This window comes from Delftia sp. WSY_22 (genome assembly GCF_043104185.1).
GTDB classification, from domain to species: domain Bacteria; phylum Pseudomonadota; class Gammaproteobacteria; order Burkholderiales; family Burkholderiaceae_C; genus Comamonas; species Comamonas tsuruhatensis.
Window position 1 is genome coordinate 1 of record NZ_JBICKN010000014.1, and the last position, 19,086, is coordinate 19,086.

A 19,086-nucleotide genomic window follows, 5' to 3' on the forward strand; every position below is an offset into this window, starting at 1 on the left:
CCGAACTGCCCACGACCCTTCGCTTCGCTGCGGGCGACCTGCGTTGGGCGGGATGCGGGGTGTGCCGCAGAACTCACTCCTTGCGCCTGCGGCGCAATCCGTTCAAACAACTGCGGCAAGCTAGACAACGAAGCAGCCCTGTCCTTCGGCAGGGCTGCCACCCCGCATCCCGCCCAACGCAGGCGTGGGCAGAAGGGGGGAGGCTGGGGAACAGCCAACAGCCAACAGCCAACAGCCAACAGCCAACAGCCGGCGCCATCGCTCCGCTCGGCTTCAAACCGGGGCCGAGCGAAGCGAAGGCCCGCACCACCTCCCGTATGTCAGCGCCTGCGGCGTGGTGGTTGCGGGGTTGCAGTCCTGCCGAAGGACAGGACTGCTTCGTGACCTGACTCGCTGCGGTTGTCTGAGCGGCGCGCGAAGCGCAAAGCGAGTTCCGCAGCGAACCCCGCAACCGCCACGACGCAGGTTGCCCCGGAGCGAAGCGCAGGGGTCGCGGGCATTTGGGCGCGTTTCTTTGCCTACTTTCTTATCGCGCGATAAGAAAGTAGGTCGGCCGCCGGGCCGAGACCCGGCCTCGAAAAACAACCCCCCGGCAGGGACAAAAAAGCACCCCTGAACGGCAGCCGCTCTGAGGGCACACGCCCCATGACTGTCGCCTCAAAGACATGCCCCACCCACCACAATGCGCAAAAAAACACCCCACCACCCCCCGCAAACCAAGCAACCACGCCACCCCCTGCTATAGAGCCATCAGTCCCGCACCCACGCTGCGCGTTTTCCCCACAAGCCCCAACGCTACGGGCTTGCCCGAATCCATGGTTGGCATGCATCCATCTAAATTGAACAGCAGCAAGTTCGATGGTCGTGAGCCTCTGAGGAAGATGGAAATGCAAAGACGAGTGTTTGGCGCATGGATGTGCGCATCGGTCCTGATGACGGGCGCAGCATGGGCGCAGGACAGCTATCCCAGCCGCCCCATCAGCTTGGTCGTGCCCTACGGCGCGGGCGGCGTGACCGATGTGGTGGCGCGTGCGCTGGCCCAGGGCATGGGCAAGCAGCTGGGGCAGACCGTGGTGATCGAGAACAAGCCCGGCGCGGGCGCGTCCATGGGCGTGATGGACATGCGATCGGCCAAGCCGGACGGCTACCGCCTGACGCTGGCGCCCGTGAGCATCTTCCGCCAGCCGCACATCCAGAAGGTGCAGTACGACCCGGTGCGCGATCTCAGCTACATCGCCACCTACATGACCTATGACTTCGTGCTGGCCGTGCCCCAGGACTCGCCGTTCAAGACGGTGCAGGACCTGGTCGAGTTCGCCAAGAAGAATCCGGGCGCCGTGGACTACGGCACGCCGGGCAAGTTCACGGCCAACCACGTGGTGATGGCGCTGCTGGAGCAGGCCACGGGCGCACGCTTCACGCATGCGCCCTTCAAGGGCGATGCCGAGGCGCTGAACTCGCTGATGGCCGGCCATATCAAGTCCGGCGTGTACGCCAACACGGTGCTGCCGTACCTGAGCTCGGGCAAGCTGCGCGCGCTGGCCTCGGCCTCCGAGGTGCGGCCCGAGGCCTTTGCCAACGTGCCCACGTTCCGCGAGGCCGGTTATGCCTTCGATGTGCCCTCGCCCCTGGGCATTGCCGGGCCGCGCGGCCTGCCGCCCGAGATCGTGCGCAAGCTCGAAGCCGCCATCAAGGCCGCCATGGACGACCCGGCCTTCCGCCAGGTCGTCGGCAACTACGGCGTGCGCACGCAGTTCCGCGGCAGCCAGGAGTACACGGCGTTCGCCAGGAAGGCGTTCGAGGACGAGAAGAAGATCGTGCAGAACATAGGCCTGGAGGATTGAGGCCGCTACGCGGGCGGCAGCCCGGCCATGGCACGCAGGTCCACCAGCCGGTCGTACTCGGCCGCCGTGACCAGCCCCAGCTCCACGGCCGCCTCGCGCGGCGCAATGCCGCGCGCCATGGCCTCGCGCGTGATGCGTGCCACGGCGTCATAGCCCAGCACCGGGTTGAGCGCGGTGGCCTGCAGCAGCGAGTGGCTGACCTGCTGCTCCAGCCGCTCCGTATGTGCCTGCAGGCCGGCCACCAGTTTCTCGGCAAACACGCGGCTGGCGTCGCCCAGCGCGCGCATGGCGCGCAGCAGGTGGTGGATCAGCACGGGCTTGGCCACGTTGAGCTCGAAGTGCCCGGCCGAGCCCGCCAGCGTGACGGTGAGGTGGTGGCCCATGGCCTGGTAGGCGGCCTGGACCACGACCTCGGCCACGGTCGGGTTGCGCTTGCCCGGCATGATGGAGGAGCTCAGCCCATCGTCGGGAAACACCAGCTCCCCCAGGCCGCAGCGCGGGCCTGAACCCAGCAGGCGGATGTCATTGGCCATCTTGGCCAGCGAACCGGCCACCACATTGAGTGCGCCCGAGACCTCGATGAGCGCATCGTGCGCGGCCATGCCTTCGAACTTGCAGGGATTGGGCGTGACCGCCAGGCCCGTGAGCGCCTGTATCTCCTCGCAGAAGACCCGGTCGAATCCGGCCGGCGCGTTGAGCCCCGTGCCGGCCGCCGTGCCGCCCTGGGCCAGGCTCCACAGCCGGGGCTGGGTGTCCCGCAGCCGGTGGATGCCGTGGCCCACCTGGTGGGCGAATGTCTCGAAGCTCTGGCCCAGCGTCATGGGCACGGCGTCCATCAGGTGCGTGCGCGCCACCTTGAGCACGCCGGCAAAGGCCAGGGCGCGTTCCTGCAGGCGCTGCTGCAGCTGTTCCAGGGCGGGCAGCAGGTGGTCGCGCAGCTCCAGCGCCGTGGCCAGGTGCATCACCGTGGGAAAGCTGTCGTTGGACGACTGCGAGGCATTGGCATGGTCGTTGGGGTGGACCGGGCTGCGCGTGCCGGGGGGCTGGCCCAGCATCTGGTTGGCGCGGTTGGCGATGACCTCGTTGGCATTCATGTTGGTCTGCGTGCCCGAGCCCGTCTGCCAGATGGTCAGCGGGAAATGCGCGTCCAGCAGGCCGTCGCGCAGTTCGGCGGCTGCGGCCTCGATGGCCGCGCCGCGCTGGTCGTCCAGCACGCCCAGGCGCCGGTTGGCGCGCGCTGCCGCCAGCTTCTGCAGCCCGAATGCGCGGTACAGGCCCTGCGGAAAGCGCTCCTCGCCAATGGTGAACAGCTCCAGCGCGCGCTGGGTCTGCGCGCCCCAGAGGCGGTCGGCAGGGATGTGGACGGGGCCGAAGGCATCGTGCTCGATGCGGGTATGAGCTTGGGTCTGTGCCTGGGCCTGGGTGCGTGTCTGGTCCATGGGCTCAGTCCAGCGAGATCTTCGCGTCGGCTGCCACCTTGCGCCAGCGCTCCACCTCGGCGGCCGTGTGGCGGGCCAGGGCTTCGGGCGCGTATTGATCTGCGGGCAGCAGGCGTATGCCCTGGGCGGCCATCCTGTCGGTCCAGGCCTTGTCGGCCAGGGCCTTGGTATAGGCCTGGTAGACCTTTTGCACCACGTCGCGCGGCGTGCCCTTGGGCGCGTAGATGCCGTACCAGGTGGCGGTCTCGAAGCCCGGCAGCAGCTTCTGGCCCAGCGCGGCGGCGCCCGGGAACTGGGGCATGGGCTTGTCCGAGGTGAGGGCGATGGCGCGGATGCGCTCGCCCGCCAGCTGGGGCAGGGCGGTGTTGGTCTGGTCGAACATGGCATCGACCTGGCCGGAGATCACATCGGTCATGGCCGGTGCCGCGCCCTTGTAGGCCACCTGGGTGATCTCCATCTGCGCGCGGCTGGCGAACAGCGCCGCCACCAGGTGCGAGGTCGATCCCACGCCCGCGTTGCCGAAGTTCAGCCGGCCCGGGTTCTGCTTGCCGAAGGCCACCAGCTCCTCGGCCGTCTTGTACGGGGAGTTCTTGCCCACCAGAAGCACCAGCGGCGTGTCGGGGAAGCGGAACACCGCCTCGAAGTCCTTGACCGGGTCATAGGCCAGCTTCTTGTACAGCGACGGCGCCGCGCCCATGTAGCCCATGTGGCCGACCAGGAAGCTGTAGCCGTCGGGCGCCGAGCGCGCCGCCTTGGCCGCGCCGATGGTGCCGCCCGCACCCGGAACGTTCTCGATGATGATCTGCTGGCCCAGCTGGGTGCTGGTGCGCTGGGCGATGTCGCGCGCCATGGCGTCCGTGGGGCCGCCGGCCGCGAAGGGCACGATCCAGGTCAGCGGCTTGGCGGGGTAGCCGCCCTGGGCGTGCGCGGCCAGGGCGAAGGTGGTGGCGGCCAGGGCAAGGGCCAGGCGTGGCAGGCGGGGAAGATGGAAAGGCATGGTGTTGTCTCCTGTAGTGCTGTGTTCTGTCCTGGGCCGGGATGTCAGCGGCCGCTGGCTGTATGGGCGCGCGACAGCGCAAGGGCGCGGTCCACCATCTGCGGGGCCTCGCCCAGGTAGTTGCGCGGGTCGGTGAGGCGCTGCAGCGCCGCGCGGTCGAAATGGGCCGTGACTTCGGGCAGGCGGGCCAGCGCATCGGCCAGCGTGCCGCCCTCGGCGTTGACGCTGCGGCAGGCGGCATAGACGATGTCGTGCGCCTGCTGGCGGCCCGTGTGCGGGGCCAGGCCCATCATCACGGCCTCGGCCACGATCAGGCCGTCGGTCATGTCCAGGTTGCGGGCCATGCGTTCGGGATCGACGATGAGGCCGCCCAGCATGAAGCGCGCCTGGTGCAGGGCGCCGGCCGAGAGCACGAAGCTCTCGGGCAGGGCCACCCATTCGGCGTGCCAGGGGCCGGTGGCGCGCTCCAGGTCCTGGACCATGGCGTCCAGCATCAGGCCCGCATGCTGGCGCACGGCCTTGGAGGCGGCCAGCATCAGCTCGCTGGAGATGGCGTTGCGCTTTTGCGGCATGGTGCTGCTGGCGCCGCGCCCCGTGACGAAGGGCTCGAACACCTCGCCGAACTCGGTGGAGGACAGCAGCATCACGTCGTAGGCGATCTTGCCCAGCGAGCCGGTGACCAGGGCCAGGAAATTCACGGCCTCGGCCAGGCCGTCGCGCGCCACATGCCAGGTGGTGGAGGGCACGCCCAGGCCCAGTTCTTCCATGAGCAATTGCTGCACTTCCAGGCCCCGGCCGCTCAGCGAGGCCAGCGTGCCTGCCGCCCCCGCGAACTGGCCCACCAGCACGCGCGGGCGCAGTTCCTTCAGGCGCTGGGCATGGCGGTCGAACATGGCCAGCCAGATGGCGGCCTTGTAGCCGAAGGTGATGGGCAGGGCGTGCTGCAGGTGCGTGCGGCCGGCCATGGGCGTGTCGCGGTGGCGTTCTGCTAGGTCGGCCAGGATGGTGCGCAGCGCGGCGATGTCGGCATCGACCAGGTCCAGCGCATCGCGCACCTGCAGCACGGTGGCCGTGTCCATGATGTCCTGGGTGGTGGCGCCCCAGTGGATGTAGCGGCCTGCGTCGCCGCACTGTTTCACCAGCTGGTGCACCAGCGGCAGGATGGGGTAGCCGACAATGTCGGTTTCCTTGCGCAGCAGCTCGAAGTCCAGCGCTTCGAGGCTGCAGCGCTGCGCGATCTCGTGTGCGGCCTCGGCCGGAATCACGCCGCAGCGGCCCTGGGCGCGCGCCAGCGCGACCTCGACCTCGATGTAGCGCGACACCAGCGCGCTGTCGGCGAAGATGGCGCGCATGGCGGGGGTGCCGAAGGCGTCGCGGAACAGCAGCGAATCGATGGCGGTGCTGGAGGTGAAGGACGGAAGGGTCATGGTGCGCAATTGCAATTAAGTTCGGACATATCGATATTTTTATTTATGTACGTACATTACGAACATCCGGGTTTGCCTGGGGTGAGGGCCTGCGCCCATGGCTGAGACACGCTATGCCCAGGTGGCGCGCGACCTGTCCGAGCGCATTGCCTCGGGCGAATACGCCGTGGGCGCCCTGCTGCCCACCGAGCTGGAGCTGTGCGACCGCTATGGCGTGAGCCGCCACACCGTGCGCGCGGCGATTGCCGAGCTGCAGCAGTCGGGGCTGGTCTCGCGGCGCAAGAAGGTCGGCACGCGCGTGGAGGCGGCGCAGCCCCATGCGCACTACCGCCAGGCGCTGACCTCGCTGGAGGACTTGGTGCAGTTCGGCGCCACCCATGTGCGCGAAGTGCGGCGCATCGAGGAGGTGGTGCTGGACCAGGACCTGGCCGCCGAACTGGACTGCCCGGCCGGCAGCCGCTGGCTGGCCATCTGCAGCCTGCGCCGCGACGGCGCAGCGCCGCACCTGCCCATTGCCTGGACCGTGGTCTATGTGGATGCGCAGCGCTTTGACACGCAGGAGCTGGCCGAGCGCGTGCGCGCCGCGCCCGAGTTGCTGGTCAGCAGCCTGCTGGAGCAGCAATACGGCCTGCGCATCGCGCGGGTGCGGCAGGCCGTGGTGGGGGCGCTCATTCCCGAGGCGCTGTCGGAGGAATTGCAGGCCCCGGCCGGGTCAGCGGCGCTGAAGATCGTGCGCCGCTACCTGGATACCGATGGGGAGTTGATGGACCTCAGTGTGACCTTGCACCCGGCCAGCCGCTACACATTGCATACGCAGCTGGACCGGGATCTGGCGAGCGTCTAGCCGTTGGCGTTGGCAGCTTCCGAGCCCTGCTCTGCGAGGAAGCCGCCGCTCTGGTGCGACCACAGCTTGGCGTAGATGCCGCCCAGCTCCAGCAGTTGCTGGTGCGTGCCCTGCTCGACGATCTGGCCCTGGTCCATGACGATGAGCCGGTCCATGGCCGCGATGGTCGACAGGCGGTGGGCGATGGCGATCACGGTCTTGCCGTGCATGAGGCTGTCCAGGCTTTGCTGGATGGCGGCCTCGACCTCGCTGTCCAGCGCGCTGGTGGCCTCGTCCAGCAGCAGGATGGGCGCGTCCTTGAGCATCACGCGCGCAATCGCCACGCGCTGGCGCTGGCCACCCGACAGCTTGACGCCGCGCTCGCCCACCTGGGCGTCGTAGCCGCTGCGGCCCTTGAGGTCGGTCAGCGTGGCGATGAAGTCCGAGGCCTCGGCCTTGTCCGCGGCGGCCAGCATCTCCTGCTCGGTCGCATCGGGGCGGCCGTAGAGGATGTTGTCGCGCATGGAGCGGTGCAGCAGCGAGGTGTCCTGCGTCACCATGCCCACGGCGCCGCGCAGGCTGTCCTGCGTGACGGTGCGGATGTCCTGCCCGTCGATGGTGATGCGCCCGCCCTGGGGTTCATGGAAGCGCAGCAGCAGGTTCACCAGCGTGGACTTGCCCGCGCCCGAGCGGCCGATCAGGCCGATGCGCTCGCCCGCGCGAATGTGCAGGTTCAGGTGGTCGATCACCTGCTTGCCGCCGTCCTTGTAGGCAAAGCTCAGGTCCTCGAAGGCGATGGCGCCGTGCGTGACCTGCAGCGGCCTGGCGTCGGGCGCGTCCACGATGGTGCGCGGCTTGGTCAGCGTGAGGATGCCGTCCTGGATGGTGCCCACGTTCTCGAACAGGCCCGTCATCTGCCACATCACCCAGTGCGAATAGCCCATCAGCCGCAGCGCCATGGCAATCACCGCTGCCACCACGCCCGCGCTGGCCTGGCCGGCAGACCACAGGTACAGCGCCGTGCCCGTGGAGCCCACCAGCAGCAGGGTGATCATCAGGTGGTTGGTGATCTCGAACAGGCTGACCAGCCGCATCTGCGCATAGCCGGTGGACTTGAAGGCGTCCATGGCGTTGCGCGCGTACTCTGCCTCGCGGCGCGTGTGGGCGAACAGCTTGACGGTGGCGATGTTGGTATAGGCATCGGTCACGCGGCCCGTCATCATGGAGCGCGCATCGGCCTGCTCCTTGCCGATCTTGCCCAGGCGCGGAACAAAGTAGAAGCAGGCGCCGATATAGGCCAGCAGCCACAGCGCGAACGGAATCATCAGCCGCCACTCGAAGCTGGCCGCCAGCACCAGGATGCCGATCATGTAGACGCTCACGCCCACCAGCACATCGACCACCATGAACACCACTTCGCGCACCGACAGCGCCGTCTGCATGATCTTGGTGGTGATGCGGCCCGCGAACTCGTCCGCATAGAACGACATGCTCTGGCCCAGCATCAGCCGGTGGAACACCCAGCGCAGGCGCATGGGGAAATTGATGGCCAGCACCTGGTGCATCACTGCCGTGTGAAAGGCCAGCAGCAGCACGCTGGACAAGAGGATGGCGGCAATGCCCCAGACCGTGCCGCGCTGCTGCTCCCAGAAGCCTGCCGGCGACACGGTGGAAAGCCAGTCCACCACATGGCCCATCAGGGCGAACAGCGCCGCCTCGTAGACGGCCAGCAGCGCCGAGGTGCAGGTCAGCAGCGCGATCCAGCCGCGCATGCCTTGCGTGCAGGCCCAGATGAAGGCAAAAAAGCCCTTGGGCGGGACCGTGGGCTCGACGCTGGGATAGGGCGGGACGCGTTTTTCAAAGAAACCGAACAAGATTTTTTTACTCCTTGGTCAGACCATCGTAGGCCAGAGTCGGGTTTGCCCGATGCGCGTTCAGCATGACCTTTGGGCGCAACATGTTTTGTAAGAGATCTCCACACAACTGTCTTACGCCGGGCTGGGCGTCACGTCTGCGCTGCACACAGGCGGCGGTCCGGGATGCGGTCGCGGCGCCGGTACGGATTGTCCAGGCCCGAGGCGGTTCACTTTGTGCGCGAGCAGACAACGCAGCATGCAGCGGCCAGCAACAATGCACGCCGCTGCGGTTGCCGGCCCTGGCTCTTCATGGAGTGGATCATGCGCAGTGCGCGTGCCTTGCTCGCCCCGAGCGTGCCATGCACAGCGCCGCCACGGCCGCCAGCATGGCCAGGCCGGCGGCAACCCGGCCCGTGGACAGAGGGCCTGCCGTCTGCAGTGCCCATCCGCCCAAAAGGGCACCCAGCGCAATGCCGGCATTGGCGGCCGAGACATTGGCCGTGCCCGCCAGGGCCTGCGCCTGGGGTGCGGATTGCATGACGCGGATCTGGCAGACCGGGTACAGGGCCGTGTTGGCCACGCCCCAGACGGCCAGCGCGACCACCAGCCAGGGCAGGGCCTGGGCCAGCTGCACGGTGGCCGCCATGCCCAGGGCCAGTACCAGGCACAGGGCCGCTGTGACTCTCAGCGCGTGGCGCTCGGCCCAGCGCCCGCCCAGCCAGTTGCCGGCCAGGCCGACGGCGCCAAATCCCATCAGCCACCAGCCCACGCGTGCGGGTGCCACGCCGGCGGCGCGCTCCAGGATTTCGGCCAGATAGGTATAGGCCGTGAACATGGCCGTGAAGACCAGCACCGACAGCGCAATCTGCGCCAGGAACCGGGGAGTGCGCAACACGCGCAACTGCTGCGCCAGGGGCATGCGGGGCGCGCCTTCAAGCGCCGGCATCTTCCATTGCAGGGCCAGGGCCACCAGCAGCGACAGCAGGGCCAGCAGGCCGAAGGCGCCGCGCCAGCCCACGGCATCGGCGGCCAGCGTGCCCAGGGGAATGCCCAGCAGCAGCGCCGCAGAAATGCCCAGGTAGACGCTGGCCACGGCACGGCCTGCGCGTGACGGTCCTGCCAGTTGCGCAGCGGTTTCGCTGGCCGTGCCCCAGAACACCGGCAGCGCCATGGCCGGCAGCAGGCGCGCCAGTGCCAGCACGCCCAGGCTGGGCGCCACGGCCGCCAGCGCGTTGGAGCCCGCAAACAGCAGGGCAATGGCCACGAACAGGCGCTTGCGGCCCACAGGTGCCAGCCAGGCCGTGAGCGGCGGACCGGCCAGCGCCACGACCAGGGCGAACAGCGTGACCAGCTGGCCTGCCGCCGCAGCGCTGGTGCCCAGGTCGCGCGCCAGCGCCGGCAGCAGGCCGACGATCAGGAACTCCGTTGTGACGATGACGAAAGCCGCCACCGCCAGCACGGCGGTGGCGGCCTTGCCTTGGGTGGCAGGAATGGAGGGGCGGGCATCGCGGTTCAGGGATGGGGCAGGGGACATGCGCAAAGACTCCGGGGAAAAGAAACAACAGGCCCGCGAGCTTATTTAAGATGTGAATTCTTATCTCGGATGAATTTTCTGCAGATACTGGAAATTGATTCTTGAATGAAAGCCGCCATCGCCATGTTTCCTTCGGAGCGTCTCAAGGGCATCGAGGCCTTTGTCTGTACCGCAGACGCGGGCAGTTTCACGGCTGCTGCCGAGCGGCTGCACCTGACGGGCTCGGCCGTGGGCAAGGCCGTGGCCCGGCTGGAAGCCCGGCTGGCGACGCGCCTGTTTGAACGTACGACGCGGCGGCTGCGGCTGACCGATGCCGGCGAGGCCTTCTACCGCACCTGTGTGCGCGTGCTGGGCGAGCTGGAGTCGGCCGAGCAGGTGCTGGCCGCCGAGCACCTGGAGCCCGCAGGCAGGCTGCGCGTGGACCTGCCGGCGCTGTACGGACGGATGAAGGTGATGCCGCTGCTGCTGGAGTTTGCACAGCGCCATGCGGCGGTGCAGCCCCAGGTGTCGTTCACGGACCGCTTCGTGGACGTGGTGGACGAAGGCATCGACGTGGCCGTGCGCATAGGCGGCAGCGTGCAGCTGCCTGCGGGACTGGGCCAGCGTCTGCTGGGGCGGGAGCGGCTGGTGTTCTGCGCATCGCCTGCGTATCTGGAGCGGCGCGGAGCGCCTGACAGCCTGCAGGCACTGGCCGGCCATGATGCCGTGGCCTATGGAAGGACCGATGCAGGCATGAGTGCATGGCAGAGCAGTGCCGGCGCCATTGCGGTGCAGCCGCGCATGGTGCTGGGCGATGGCGAAGCGGTGGTGGCTGCCGTGATGGCGGGCTGCGGCATCGCCCAACTGGCCACGTGGATGGTTGAGGCGCCGCTGCGCGATGGCCACCTGCTGCGGCTGCTGCCCGGCGCCGAAGTCGATGGCCTGCCGCTGCACCTGGTCTGGCCGCGCAGCCGCCAGTTGCTGCCCAAGGTGGATGCGCTGCTGCGGCACCTGGCTCAGGGCCTGACGATCTGAACGGCTCTGCCATGACAAAAGGCCCGCGAAGGGCCTTTGGCTTGTTCAGGGGGCAGGGCGGTCAGGCCGGCAGGAAGCCTTCCACCGACAGGTAGCGCTCGCCCGTGTCGTAGTTGAAGCCCAGCACCTTGGCGCCTGCGGGCAGCTCGGGCAGCTTTTGCGCAATGGCGGCCAGGGTGGCGCCCGAGGAGATGCCGACCAGGATGCCTTCCTCGCGGGCCGAACGGCGTGCGTACTCGCGCGCGGGTTCGGCCTCGACCTGGATCACGCCGTCCAGCAGGCTGGTGTCCAGGTTCTTGGGCACGAAGCCTGCGCCAATGCCCTGGATGGGGTGGGGCGAGGGCTGGCCGCCCGAGATCACGGGCGAGGCGGCAGGCTCCACGGCGAAGACCTTGAGCTGGTGGAATTGGGCCTTGAGCACCCGCGCCACGCCGGTCAGGTGGCCGCCCGTGCCCACGCCGGTGATCAGCACATCCAGGCCTTCGGGGAAGTCGGCCAGGATTTCCTGGGCGGTGGTGCGCACATGCACATCGATGTTGGCGGGGTTCTCGAACTGCTGCGGAATCCAGGCGCCGGGCGTCTGGCTGGCCAGCTCCTGGGCGCGGGCGATGGCGCCCTTCATGCCCTTTTCCTTGGGCGTGAGGTCGAAGCTGGCGCCGTAGGCCAGCATCAGGCGGCGGCGCTCGATGCTCATGCTCTCGGGCATGACCAGCACCAGCTTGTAGCCCTTGACGGCGGCCACCAGGGCCAGGCCCACGCCGGTGTTGCCGCTGGTGGGCTCGATGATGGTGCCGCCGGGCTTCAGGGCGCCGGACTTCTCGGCGTCCTCGACCATGGCCAGCGCGATGCGGTCCTTGATGGAGCCGCCGGGGTTGCCGCGCTCGGACTTGATCCACACATTGGCACCGGCGCCGAACAGGCGGTTGATGCGCACGTGGGGCGTGTTGCCAATCGTTTGCAGGATGTTGTCAGCTCTCATCGGACCTCCGCGATTTTGGGGTGGTGGTTGGACAGTCGGGGTGTTGCGCAGCCAGCGTGCGCGGTCACGGAGCATTGTGCACGCAGGCGTTCCATGCATGGGCTATATCGATATGGCCTGGACGGCTAACATCGCCGCATGAATCTACGGTTCCTGGAAACCTTTGTGCTGCTGGCCGAACTGCGCAATTTCCGCATGACGGCCGAGCGGCTGTACACCACGCAGGCCGCCGTCTCCAGCCGTATCGCCACGCTGGAGCAGGAGTTCGGCGTGCGCCTGTTCGACCGTGGCGTGCGCGAGGTCACGCTCACAGCCGACGGCGCCAAGGCCCTGGTCCATGCCGAGCGCATGCTGCGCCTCATGCGCGAGATGCGCGAGGACATGCTGGACAAGCAGGCCTATGCGGGCGTGATCCGCATCGGCGCCATCGAGTCCATCGTGCACAGCTGGTTTCCCGATTTCCTGGCGCTGCTGCAGCAGCGCTATCCGCGCCTGCAGGTGGAGATTGCCTGCGACACCACGCTGCACATGTCCGAGCAATTGGTGAAGGGCCAGCTGGACCTGTCGCTGCAGGCCAAGCCCGTGACGGCGGCCGGCGTGGGCCATCTGTCGCTGGGTGAATTTCCCATGGCCTGGGTGGGCAGCCCCAAGCTGGGCATCGGCGACGAGACCCTGAGCCTGGCCGAGCTGGCGGCCTTTCCCATCATGTGCTTTGCGCGCGGCTCCGAGCCCTATGCGGTGATCGAGCAGCTGTTCTCCACCGAAAGCAGTGCCTCGGTGCACCTGAACTGCATTGCCTCGGTGGCCACCATGATCCGCGTGGTCTGCGACGGCCTGGGCGTGGCCGCCGTGCCGCCGGCCATCATCCAGCGCGAGCTGGCCGAGCAGCGCCTGCGCCTGCTGCGCGTGGACCGGGAGTTCCCCTCGCTGCCGCTGGTGGCCTGCTACCGCAATGACCACCAGAACCCGCTGACCGAAGTGGTGGCGCGCGCGGCCGAGGAGACTGCTGCCGCCTTTGCGCTGAACCACGGCCAGGCCGTGGCGCGGCTGCCGGGCAGCGGCCTGGGCGGCTAGGCCCGAGGCCGCCTGGTCGATCAGCCCTGCGCCGAAGCTAGCAGCTGCTCCACGGCCAGGGCCACGGACAGCAGTCGCCGGTCCTGCCCGCCGAGGCCGGCCAGGCTCAGGCCCACGGGTGCCTCGCCTGCGCGGTGGCAGGGCAGGGAGATGGCGCAGCCGTCGAGGAAGTTGATCAGCGTGGGGTTGCGCAGGATCAGGCCGTTGGCGCCGAAGTAGGCCTCGTCGCTCTGCGTGAGGTCGGCGATCTTCGGGGCGACCACGGGCACGGTGGGCATGACGATCAGGTCATGGTCGGCCATCTGCGTGCTCACGGCGGCAATCCACTGCCTGCGGCGTGCCAGCAGGTCGATGTAGTCGGCCGCGCTGATGTCCTTGCCGCGCAGGATGCGCGTGCCCACGCGCGGGTCGTACTCGGACAGGCGCGTGGCGATGTGGTGGCGGTGCCAGGCCCAGGCCTCGGCGGCCGTGAAGCCGCCCTTGGAATTGATGTCGGCCAGCTCGCCGAAGGGCGCGACCACGGCATGGGTGATGTGGGCGCCCGCCTGCGACAGCCGGGCCAGCGTGCGCTCCCAGGCCGCGGCCACGGTGGCGTCCATGCCGTCCAGCACCACGTTGGTGGGTGCCAGCAGGCGCAGGCCCTGCAGCGGCGCGGCATGCAGCTCGCCCAGCGGCTCGCCGGAGAGGATGGCATCCAGCGTGGCGCAGCAGCGCACGCTGGGGGCCAGCGGGCCGATGGAGTCCAGGTTGGCCGACAGCGGCAGCACGCCTTCCATGCTCACGCGGCGCGCCGTGGGCTTGAAGCCCGTGAGCCCGCACAGCGCCGAAGGAATGCGCACCGAGCCGCCCGTGTCCGAGCCGATGGCCGCCATGGCCATGCCGTCGGTGACCGAGATGGCCGCGCCCGAGGACGAGCCACCCGGGATGCGGCCGCCGTCCTCGTCACGCTGCCAGGGATTGCGCGGCGTGCCGTAGTGCGGGTTGATGCCCAGGCCCGAGTAGGCGAACTCGGTCATGTTGGTCGTGCCCACGATGACGGCGCCGGCCTGGCGCAGGCGCTGCACTACTTCAGCCGTGCGCTGCGCGGGCGGTGCGTCGGCCAGCAGGCGCGAGCCGCCCAGCGTGGGAAAGCCGGCGATGTCGAACAGGTCCTTGACCGAGACCGGCAGGCCCTCGATGGGCGAGCGCGCCAGTCCGGCCGCACGCAGCACGTCGCTGGCGCGGGCCTCGGCCAGGGCCGCGCCCTGGAACACGCGCGTGAACACCTTGGGGCCTTCCCGCGACATGGTGCGGGCCAGGGCCTGCTCGGTCAGCTGCACCGAGGTGGTTTCGCCGCCATGCAGGCGCTGTGATGCCAGTTCCAGGCTGGGCAGGGGGAGGGCTTGGGTCATGTGGGAAGTCCTGTGGGTGAAGGCGGGCGTGGGCGGATCGGAGTCGCGGCTCAGGCCACGACGTCCAGCAGTTCGCTGCGGTAGCTGTGGCGGATGGAACGCTGGCTGCGGGGATCGTACAGCTCCATGGAGAACTGCGTCGAGGGGCGGATGCCACCGATGGCGCCCACCGTGCCGCAGGTCATGCCGCAGCCTGCGGGCAGCAGATCCTTGCCGCCCGTGAAGCCTGCGATCAGGTCCTGGGGCGTGCGCAGGCTGGCCAGCGTGCCTTCCTGGTAGAGCACCTCGCGGCCGTCTTCCACGATCCACGAGCGCACGACCAGCTCATCCCAGTGGCCGGCCACGTCGGCAAAGCGCCAGGCCTGGGTGGCCACGGGCTTGACGCAGGCCTGCTTGGAAAAGGCCACGCTGTAGGCTTCCAGCTTGCGGTCCGTGTGGTCGGAGGCCAGGCTCACGAACATCTCGCCTTCGTGCGTGAACACGAAGACCTCGACCTCGCCCGAGGAGTCCGGGCCCAGCACCTGCAGCGCGCTGTGCTGGCTCAGCTGGTTGCTGGAGATGCGGTAGTACAGCGGCACGGCGCTGGGGCGCGGGATGCCGATGGCGGCCAGCTCCTCGATGTGGTGCTCGATGGCCTCGCGGTCGCGGCCGGCCCAGCCGGCGACGATGAGGGTGTCGAATTCAGGGGCGAAGGTCTGGCCTTCGGGGGTGGTGAACTGCAGTTGCATGGCAGGCGATCCAGGGGGAATTCGGGGCCGCGGGCCCCGGTGAGAAAACGCGGAAGTCAGGCTGTGGCGTGCGGAGGGCGTGGAGCGGCACCGCACGCGCAGGCCTCACTGCTTCCTGACGAAGAGCACGACCAGGAAGGCCGCCAGGAATTCGAGGGCTGCCACGAAGTACAGGCCCGAGGACAGCGATCCCGTGCTGGTCTTGAGCGCGCCGATCATGTAGGGCACCACGAAGCCGGCCAGGTTGCCGATGGAGTTGATCAGTGCAATGCCGCCGGCCGCCGCCGTGCCGGCCAGGAAGGCGGCAGGAATCGACCAGAACACGGGAAAGGCCGCGAGGATGCCGATGGAGGCCAGCGTCAGCGCGCACAGGGCGAGCACGGCGTTGTGCAGGAACAGGCCCGTGAGGATCAGGCCCGCCGCTGCGATCAGCGCGGACAGGGCGCAGTGCATGCGGCGCTCGCCGGTCTTGTCCGAATGCATGCCGTTCCAGACCATGGCCAGCGTGCCGGCCAGGAAGGGAATGGCCGAGATCAGGCCGATCTGCAGCGTGTTCTGGATGCCGATCTCCTTGATGATGGACGGCGACCAGAACGCGATGGTGGCGTTGCCGCTGACGATGCAGAAATACACGGCGGCGCACAGCCACACGCGGTAGTTGCGGCAGGCATCCAGGAAGGACACATGCTTGTGGCCGCCCTGGTTCTCTGCCTCCACTGCGGCGGTCACGGCGCGCTGCTCGGCCGCGCTCAGCCACCTGGCGTTGGCGGGCTTTTCGGGCAGGTACAGCAGCACGAAGAAGCCGGCGATCACCGAGGGAATGCCTTCCAGGATGAACAGCCACTGCCAGTTGGACAGATGGCCCACGCCCTGCATGCCATTCATGATGGCGCCCGCAATCGGGCCGCCCACGGCGCCTGCAATGGCGAACGAGGTCATGAACAGGCCGTTGACGCGCGCCCGGTGGCGGGCCGGGAACCAGTAGGTCAGGTACAGCACCACGCCGGGGAAGAAGCCGGCCTCCACCACGCCCAGCACGAAGCGCAGCACGTAGAACATGGTGGGCGTGGTCACGTAGGCCATGGCCATGGAGGCCGCGCCCCACAGGATGGTGATGCGCGCCAGCGTCTTGCGTGCGCCGATCTTCTCCAGCAGCAGGTTGCTGGGCACTTCGAACAGGAAGTAGCCGATGAAGAAGATGCCTGCGCCCAGGCCGTAGATGGCCTCGCTGAACTGCAGGTCGTCCAGCATCTGCAGCTTGGCGAAACCGACGTTGACGCGGTCTATCCAGGCCAGGATGAAGAGCAGGACCAGAAAAGGGATCAGGCGCCAGGCGATCTTGCGGTAGGTGGCGTCCATGTCGAGGGACGCGGCCTCGCCGGCGCCTGTGCTCTGTGCGAGGGGATGTGCGGCGGATGCCGGGCTGCTCATGGGGTGTCTCCTGTCTTCGAAAGTGCAGCGGGCACACGGGCCAGGCCGCTGGGACCGGGCCCGTGTGTCGTGGGAACCTCAGGCGTCTGGCGCTTGCAGCGGTTCCTTTGGCGGCAGTATCGAAAGGCAGGACAGGGCTGTCCAACAAGAAATTATGAGCAGGCCTGAATGCAAATTCTTATGGGCAGCAATGGTGCGGGCGCCGCACCGGCATGCGGCATGCGTGCACCATTTGTGCTCGGGAAAACCCTGATTTTTTCAGGCGGTGGCGGCGGCACGCGGCGCACGCAAGGGCTGCTTCCACAGCTCGGCCAGCAGCAGGCCGCCGATGGTCAGCACGCCGCCCACGGCGTGGTAGGCCGCCAGGGGCTCGCCCAATGCCATGAAGGCGATCACGGCCGTGAAGATGGGCACCAGGTTGAAGAACATGCTGGAGCGGCCCGGCCCGATGCGCGCCACCGACATCATCCACAGCAGCGGCGCGGCGATGGAGGCCATGATGCCCGCAAAGCCCACCAGCGGCAGGTTGGCCGCGTTCAGCCCCGTGCGCGGCGCCATCAGGAACAGCGGCAGCTGCGCGATCACGGCCACCAGGATCTGCAGGTACAGCAGTTGCACCGTGGCCAGGCGCGGCATGGGCCAGCGCTTGAGCAGGATGTTGTAGACGGCATAGGCCAGCATGGCCACGAACATCAGCGCGTCACCGCCATTGAGGCCCTGGGTGAGCAAGGTGGCAGGCTGCCCCGAAGACACCACCAGGGCCACGCCCGCAATCGCCAGCACGCAGCCCAGCACGGCGCCCCGGCTCAGCGCCTGGCCCAGCATGGCGGTGGACAGGCCCAGCACCATCATGGGCGTGAGCGAGCCGATCAGGCCCATGTGCGTGGCCGATGTCATATGGGCCGCGTAATAGGCCAGGCTCTGGTAGATCACCATGCCCAGCATTCCCAGCACGATGAGGCGCGGAAGCAGCGGCCGGATGTCGGCGCGCTGGCGCCAGATGGACGGCAGCAGGAAAGGCGTGAACAGCACGGCCGCCACCAGCCAGCGGTAGAAACCGATCTCGGCCGCGCCGATGCTGTCGGCCGCCATCTTGCTGACCACGGTATTGACCGACCAGATGAGCACGGCGATCAAAGGGAAAAGGTAAGACCCCATTGGAAGACTCCTAAGACTGGTCCTATGATCGTTCTGTCCGACTTGGAGTGCATCCCTGGTTTCGGACAATCGATAGCGCAACCCGGACCATCCGCCATGCCCCGTCCCAGCAAGCCCATGCGCATCCAGAACGTCGAGGATGTGCCGGGCGAGTACTACTTCCGCTACGACGAATTCGGCGCCGACACCGAGGTGCCGCCGCACAGCCACAGCTGGGGTCACCTGAACTACACGCCCCACGGCAGCATGTGCATGGACACGGCAGGCCAGCGCTGGGTCTCGCCGCCGCAGTACGGCGTCTGGGTGCCGCCCGGCGTGGTGCACAGCTGCCATGTGGCGCACGCCGTGGTCTACCGCTCGGTCTACCTGGCGCCTGCGTTGTGCAGGGAGCTGCCGGCGCAGCCGTGCTCCATGCGCATCGGCGCCATCGTCAAGGCCATCCTGGCCGACTTTGCCGTGCGCGACGTGCACATTCCCGCCACCGACGCCGACCTGCGCCTGGCCCGTGTGCTCTACGACCAGTTGCGGGCCGTTCCCGTGGAGCCCGGCTATCTGCCGGCCGCCGAACACCCGGCCCTGGTCGAAGTGCTGACCCGCATGCGCGCTGCGCCCGAGGACCACCGCAGCCTGGCCCAATGGGCCGCCAGCGTGCACATGACCGAGCGCACCCTGGCGCGCCACTGCCAGCGCGAGCTGGGCATGGGCCTGGGCGAATGGCGCCAGCGCATGCGCTACCTGCTGGCCATCGATGCGCTGGAGGCCGGCCTGAGCGTGCAGCAGATCGCCTATGACCTGGGCTACAGCACGCCCTCGGCCTTCATCGCCATGTTCCAGCGCGAGGCCGGCACCTCACCCGAACAATTCCGCCGCGAGTTCTGCATGCCGCCGTGAGGCTGTTGCGCCATCTGCCTGCAGCCCGGCCCAAGCCGCGAGATAATGCCGCCCGTGAAGCACGCCAGACCGCCGCTGGTGCAATCGTGGAAACACGGCACTGGAGGAACGTCCGGACTGCACAGGGCAGCGTAGCAGCTAACGGCTGTCCACCGTGAGGTGAGGATCAGAGCAACAGAGACGAGTTTGGACGGAACAATTCCCCCCGGGTGTTCTGTGGGTCGGCGAAAGCCGAACCGGATGGCGCAAGCCATACGGTCCATGCGCAAGCATGGAACCCACAGCCACCTTGGACGGGAACCGTCCAAGGTGAAACGGGCAATCTCTACGCGCAGCAATACCAAGTAGGCACACGTTGACGGGGCCCCCGGAGTGTGCGGGTAGGTAGCACCGAGCCGGGCGGCGACGCCCGGCCCAGATTAATGGCGGTCACATGCGGGCAACCGCGTGCACAGAATCCGGCTTATCGGCGCGCTTCACACTTTCTTCCATGCCCCGCC

At 68.2% G+C, this 19,086-nt stretch carries 15 protein-coding genes and 1 other RNA gene; 6 read left to right on the forward strand and 10 right to left on the reverse strand.

Features of this window, described 5'->3' with window-relative positions:
• The first annotated feature begins 887 nt into the window (after positions 1-887).
• Positions 888-1,844, forward strand: a complete 957-nt coding sequence (locus ACF8NF_RS08135; protein WP_016448063.1) for a tripartite tricarboxylate transporter substrate binding protein — start codon at positions 888-890, stop codon at positions 1,842-1,844.
• Positions 1,845-1,849: 5 nt separating this feature from the next.
• On the opposite strand, the gene ACF8NF_RS08140 is transcribed toward ACF8NF_RS08135, so the two are convergent.
• The 3 genes from ACF8NF_RS08140 to pcaB are packed head-to-tail and all read right to left on the reverse strand — an operon-like array spanning position 1,850 to position 5,707.
• Positions 1,850-3,283: a lyase family protein gene (locus ACF8NF_RS08140; RefSeq protein WP_203399966.1), complete on the reverse strand. Its 1,434-nt coding sequence runs from the start codon at positions 3,281-3,283 to the stop codon at positions 1,850-1,852.
• Between the two features lie 4 nt (positions 3,284-3,287).
• Positions 3,288-4,280, reverse strand: coding sequence for a tripartite tricarboxylate transporter substrate-binding protein (locus ACF8NF_RS08145; RefSeq protein ID WP_012203368.1), 993 nt, complete (start codon positions 4,278-4,280; stop codon positions 3,288-3,290).
• A gap of 44 nt (positions 4,281-4,324) precedes the next feature.
• Positions 4,325-5,707, reverse strand: a complete 1,383-nt coding sequence (pcaB, locus tag ACF8NF_RS08150; protein ID WP_392450413.1) for a 3-carboxy-cis,cis-muconate cycloisomerase — start codon at positions 5,705-5,707, stop codon at positions 4,325-4,327.
• A 97-nt stretch (positions 5,708-5,804) separates the two neighbouring features.
• On the opposite strand from pcaB, the gene ACF8NF_RS08155 reads away from it, so the two are divergent.
• Positions 5,805-6,551, forward strand: a complete 747-nt coding sequence (locus ACF8NF_RS08155; RefSeq protein WP_016448060.1) for a GntR family transcriptional regulator — start codon at positions 5,805-5,807, stop codon at positions 6,549-6,551.
• On the opposite strand, the gene ACF8NF_RS08160 is transcribed toward ACF8NF_RS08155, so the two are convergent.
• Together ACF8NF_RS08160 and ACF8NF_RS08165 are read right to left on the reverse strand one after the other, a co-directional pair.
• Positions 6,548-8,404 carry an ABC transporter ATP-binding protein gene (locus ACF8NF_RS08160; RefSeq protein ID WP_016448059.1) on the reverse strand — a complete coding sequence of 619 codons (1,857 nt, stop codon included), beginning with the start codon at positions 8,402-8,404 and terminating at the stop codon, positions 6,548-6,550. The two genes, ACF8NF_RS08155 and ACF8NF_RS08160, sit on opposite strands and share 4 nt — an antisense overlap.
• Positions 8,405-8,705: 301 nt before the next feature.
• A complete protein-coding gene (locus tag ACF8NF_RS08165; protein ID WP_016453117.1) occupies positions 8,706-9,920 on the reverse strand; it encodes an MFS transporter in 1,215 nt (404 codons plus the stop codon).
• Between the two features lie 105 nt (positions 9,921-10,025).
• On the opposite strand from ACF8NF_RS08165, the gene ACF8NF_RS08170 reads away from it, so the two are divergent.
• Positions 10,026-10,934, forward strand: a complete 909-nt coding sequence (locus ACF8NF_RS08170) for a LysR family transcriptional regulator (protein WP_016453118.1) — start codon at positions 10,026-10,028, stop codon at positions 10,932-10,934.
• A 61-nt stretch (positions 10,935-10,995) separates the two neighbouring features.
• On the opposite strand, the gene cysK is transcribed toward ACF8NF_RS08170, so the two are convergent.
• Positions 10,996-11,913: a cysteine synthase A gene (gene cysK, locus ACF8NF_RS08175; protein WP_392450416.1), complete on the reverse strand. Its 918-nt coding sequence runs from the start codon at positions 11,911-11,913 to the stop codon at positions 10,996-10,998.
• A gap of 138 nt (positions 11,914-12,051) precedes the next feature.
• Between cysK and ACF8NF_RS08180 the strand changes: the two genes are divergently transcribed.
• Entirely contained in the window at positions 12,052-12,987 is a 936-nt protein-coding gene (locus ACF8NF_RS08180) for a LysR family transcriptional regulator (RefSeq protein WP_047470973.1), read from the forward strand.
• Between the two features lie 20 nt (positions 12,988-13,007).
• Here ACF8NF_RS08180 and ACF8NF_RS08185 read toward each other — a convergent pair whose 3' ends face one another.
• From ACF8NF_RS08185 to ACF8NF_RS08200, 4 genes are all read right to left on the reverse strand, one after another.
• A complete protein-coding gene (locus ACF8NF_RS08185) occupies positions 13,008-14,378 on the reverse strand; it encodes an amidase (RefSeq protein WP_392450417.1) in 1,371 nt (456 codons plus the stop codon).
• Between the two features lie 50 nt (positions 14,379-14,428).
• Positions 14,429-15,106 carry a DUF2848 domain-containing protein gene (locus ACF8NF_RS08190; protein WP_043822013.1) on the reverse strand — a complete coding sequence of 226 codons (678 nt, stop codon included), beginning with the start codon at positions 15,104-15,106 and terminating at the stop codon, positions 14,429-14,431.
• 105 nt (positions 15,107-15,211) lie between these two features.
• Positions 15,212-16,537, reverse strand: coding sequence for an MFS transporter (locus ACF8NF_RS08195; RefSeq protein ID WP_392450419.1), 1,326 nt, complete (start codon positions 16,535-16,537; stop codon positions 15,212-15,214).
• Between the two features lie 258 nt (positions 16,538-16,795).
• Positions 16,796-17,695 (reverse strand): DMT family transporter, encoded by a 900-nt coding sequence (locus ACF8NF_RS08200; protein ID WP_046241200.1) that lies wholly within the window; start codon positions 17,693-17,695, stop codon positions 16,796-16,798.
• A gap of 96 nt (positions 17,696-17,791) precedes the next feature.
• Here ACF8NF_RS08200 and ACF8NF_RS08205 point away from each other — a divergent pair, with 96 nt between their 5' ends.
• Both ACF8NF_RS08205 and rnpB read left to right on the forward strand, forming a co-directional pair.
• Positions 17,792-18,586: a helix-turn-helix domain-containing protein gene (locus ACF8NF_RS08205; RefSeq protein ID WP_016453123.1), complete on the forward strand. Its 795-nt coding sequence runs from the start codon at positions 17,792-17,794 to the stop codon at positions 18,584-18,586.
• A 56-nt stretch (positions 18,587-18,642) separates the two neighbouring features.
• Positions 18,643-19,068: RNase P RNA component class A (gene rnpB, locus ACF8NF_RS08210), an RNA gene on the forward strand.
• Positions 19,069-19,086: the final 18 nt, after the last annotated feature.

What these genes read in the sequence shown, in the direction of transcription:
- ACF8NF_RS08135 (WP_016448063.1), top strand. Translation starts at nt 888, where the DNA reads ATGCAAAGACGAGTGTTTGGCGCATGGATGTGCGCATCGGTCCTGATG.
- ACF8NF_RS08140 (WP_203399966.1), bottom strand. Translation starts at nt 3,283, where the DNA reads ATGGACCAGACACGCACCCAGGCCCAGGCACAGACCCAAGCTCATACC.
- ACF8NF_RS08145 (WP_012203368.1), bottom strand. Translation starts at nt 4,280, where the DNA reads ATGCCTTTCCATCTTCCCCGCCTGCCACGCCTGGCCCTTGCCCTGGCC.
- pcaB (WP_392450413.1), bottom strand. Translation starts at nt 5,707, where the DNA reads ATGACCCTTCCGTCCTTCACCTCCAGCACCGCCATCGATTCGCTGCTG.
- ACF8NF_RS08155 (WP_016448060.1), top strand. Translation starts at nt 5,805, where the DNA reads ATGGCTGAGACACGCTATGCCCAGGTGGCGCGCGACCTGTCCGAGCGC.
- ACF8NF_RS08165 (WP_016453117.1), bottom strand. Translation starts at nt 9,920, where the DNA reads ATGTCCCCTGCCCCATCCCTGAACCGCGATGCCCGCCCCTCCATTCCT.
- ACF8NF_RS08170 (WP_016453118.1), top strand. Translation starts at nt 10,026, where the DNA reads ATGAAAGCCGCCATCGCCATGTTTCCTTCGGAGCGTCTCAAGGGCATC.
- cysK (WP_392450416.1), bottom strand. Translation starts at nt 11,913, where the DNA reads ATGAGAGCTGACAACATCCTGCAAACGATTGGCAACACGCCCCACGTG.
- ACF8NF_RS08180 (WP_047470973.1), top strand. Translation starts at nt 12,052, where the DNA reads ATGAATCTACGGTTCCTGGAAACCTTTGTGCTGCTGGCCGAACTGCGC.
- ACF8NF_RS08185 (WP_392450417.1), bottom strand. Translation starts at nt 14,378, where the DNA reads ATGACCCAAGCCCTCCCCCTGCCCAGCCTGGAACTGGCATCACAGCGC.
- ACF8NF_RS08190 (WP_043822013.1), bottom strand. Translation starts at nt 15,106, where the DNA reads ATGCAACTGCAGTTCACCACCCCCGAAGGCCAGACCTTCGCCCCTGAA.
- ACF8NF_RS08195 (WP_392450419.1), bottom strand. Translation starts at nt 16,537, where the DNA reads ATGAGCAGCCCGGCATCCGCCGCACATCCCCTCGCACAGAGCACAGGC.
- ACF8NF_RS08200 (WP_046241200.1), bottom strand. Translation starts at nt 17,695, where the DNA reads ATGGGGTCTTACCTTTTCCCTTTGATCGCCGTGCTCATCTGGTCGGTC.
- ACF8NF_RS08205 (WP_016453123.1), top strand. Translation starts at nt 17,792, where the DNA reads ATGCCCCGTCCCAGCAAGCCCATGCGCATCCAGAACGTCGAGGATGTG.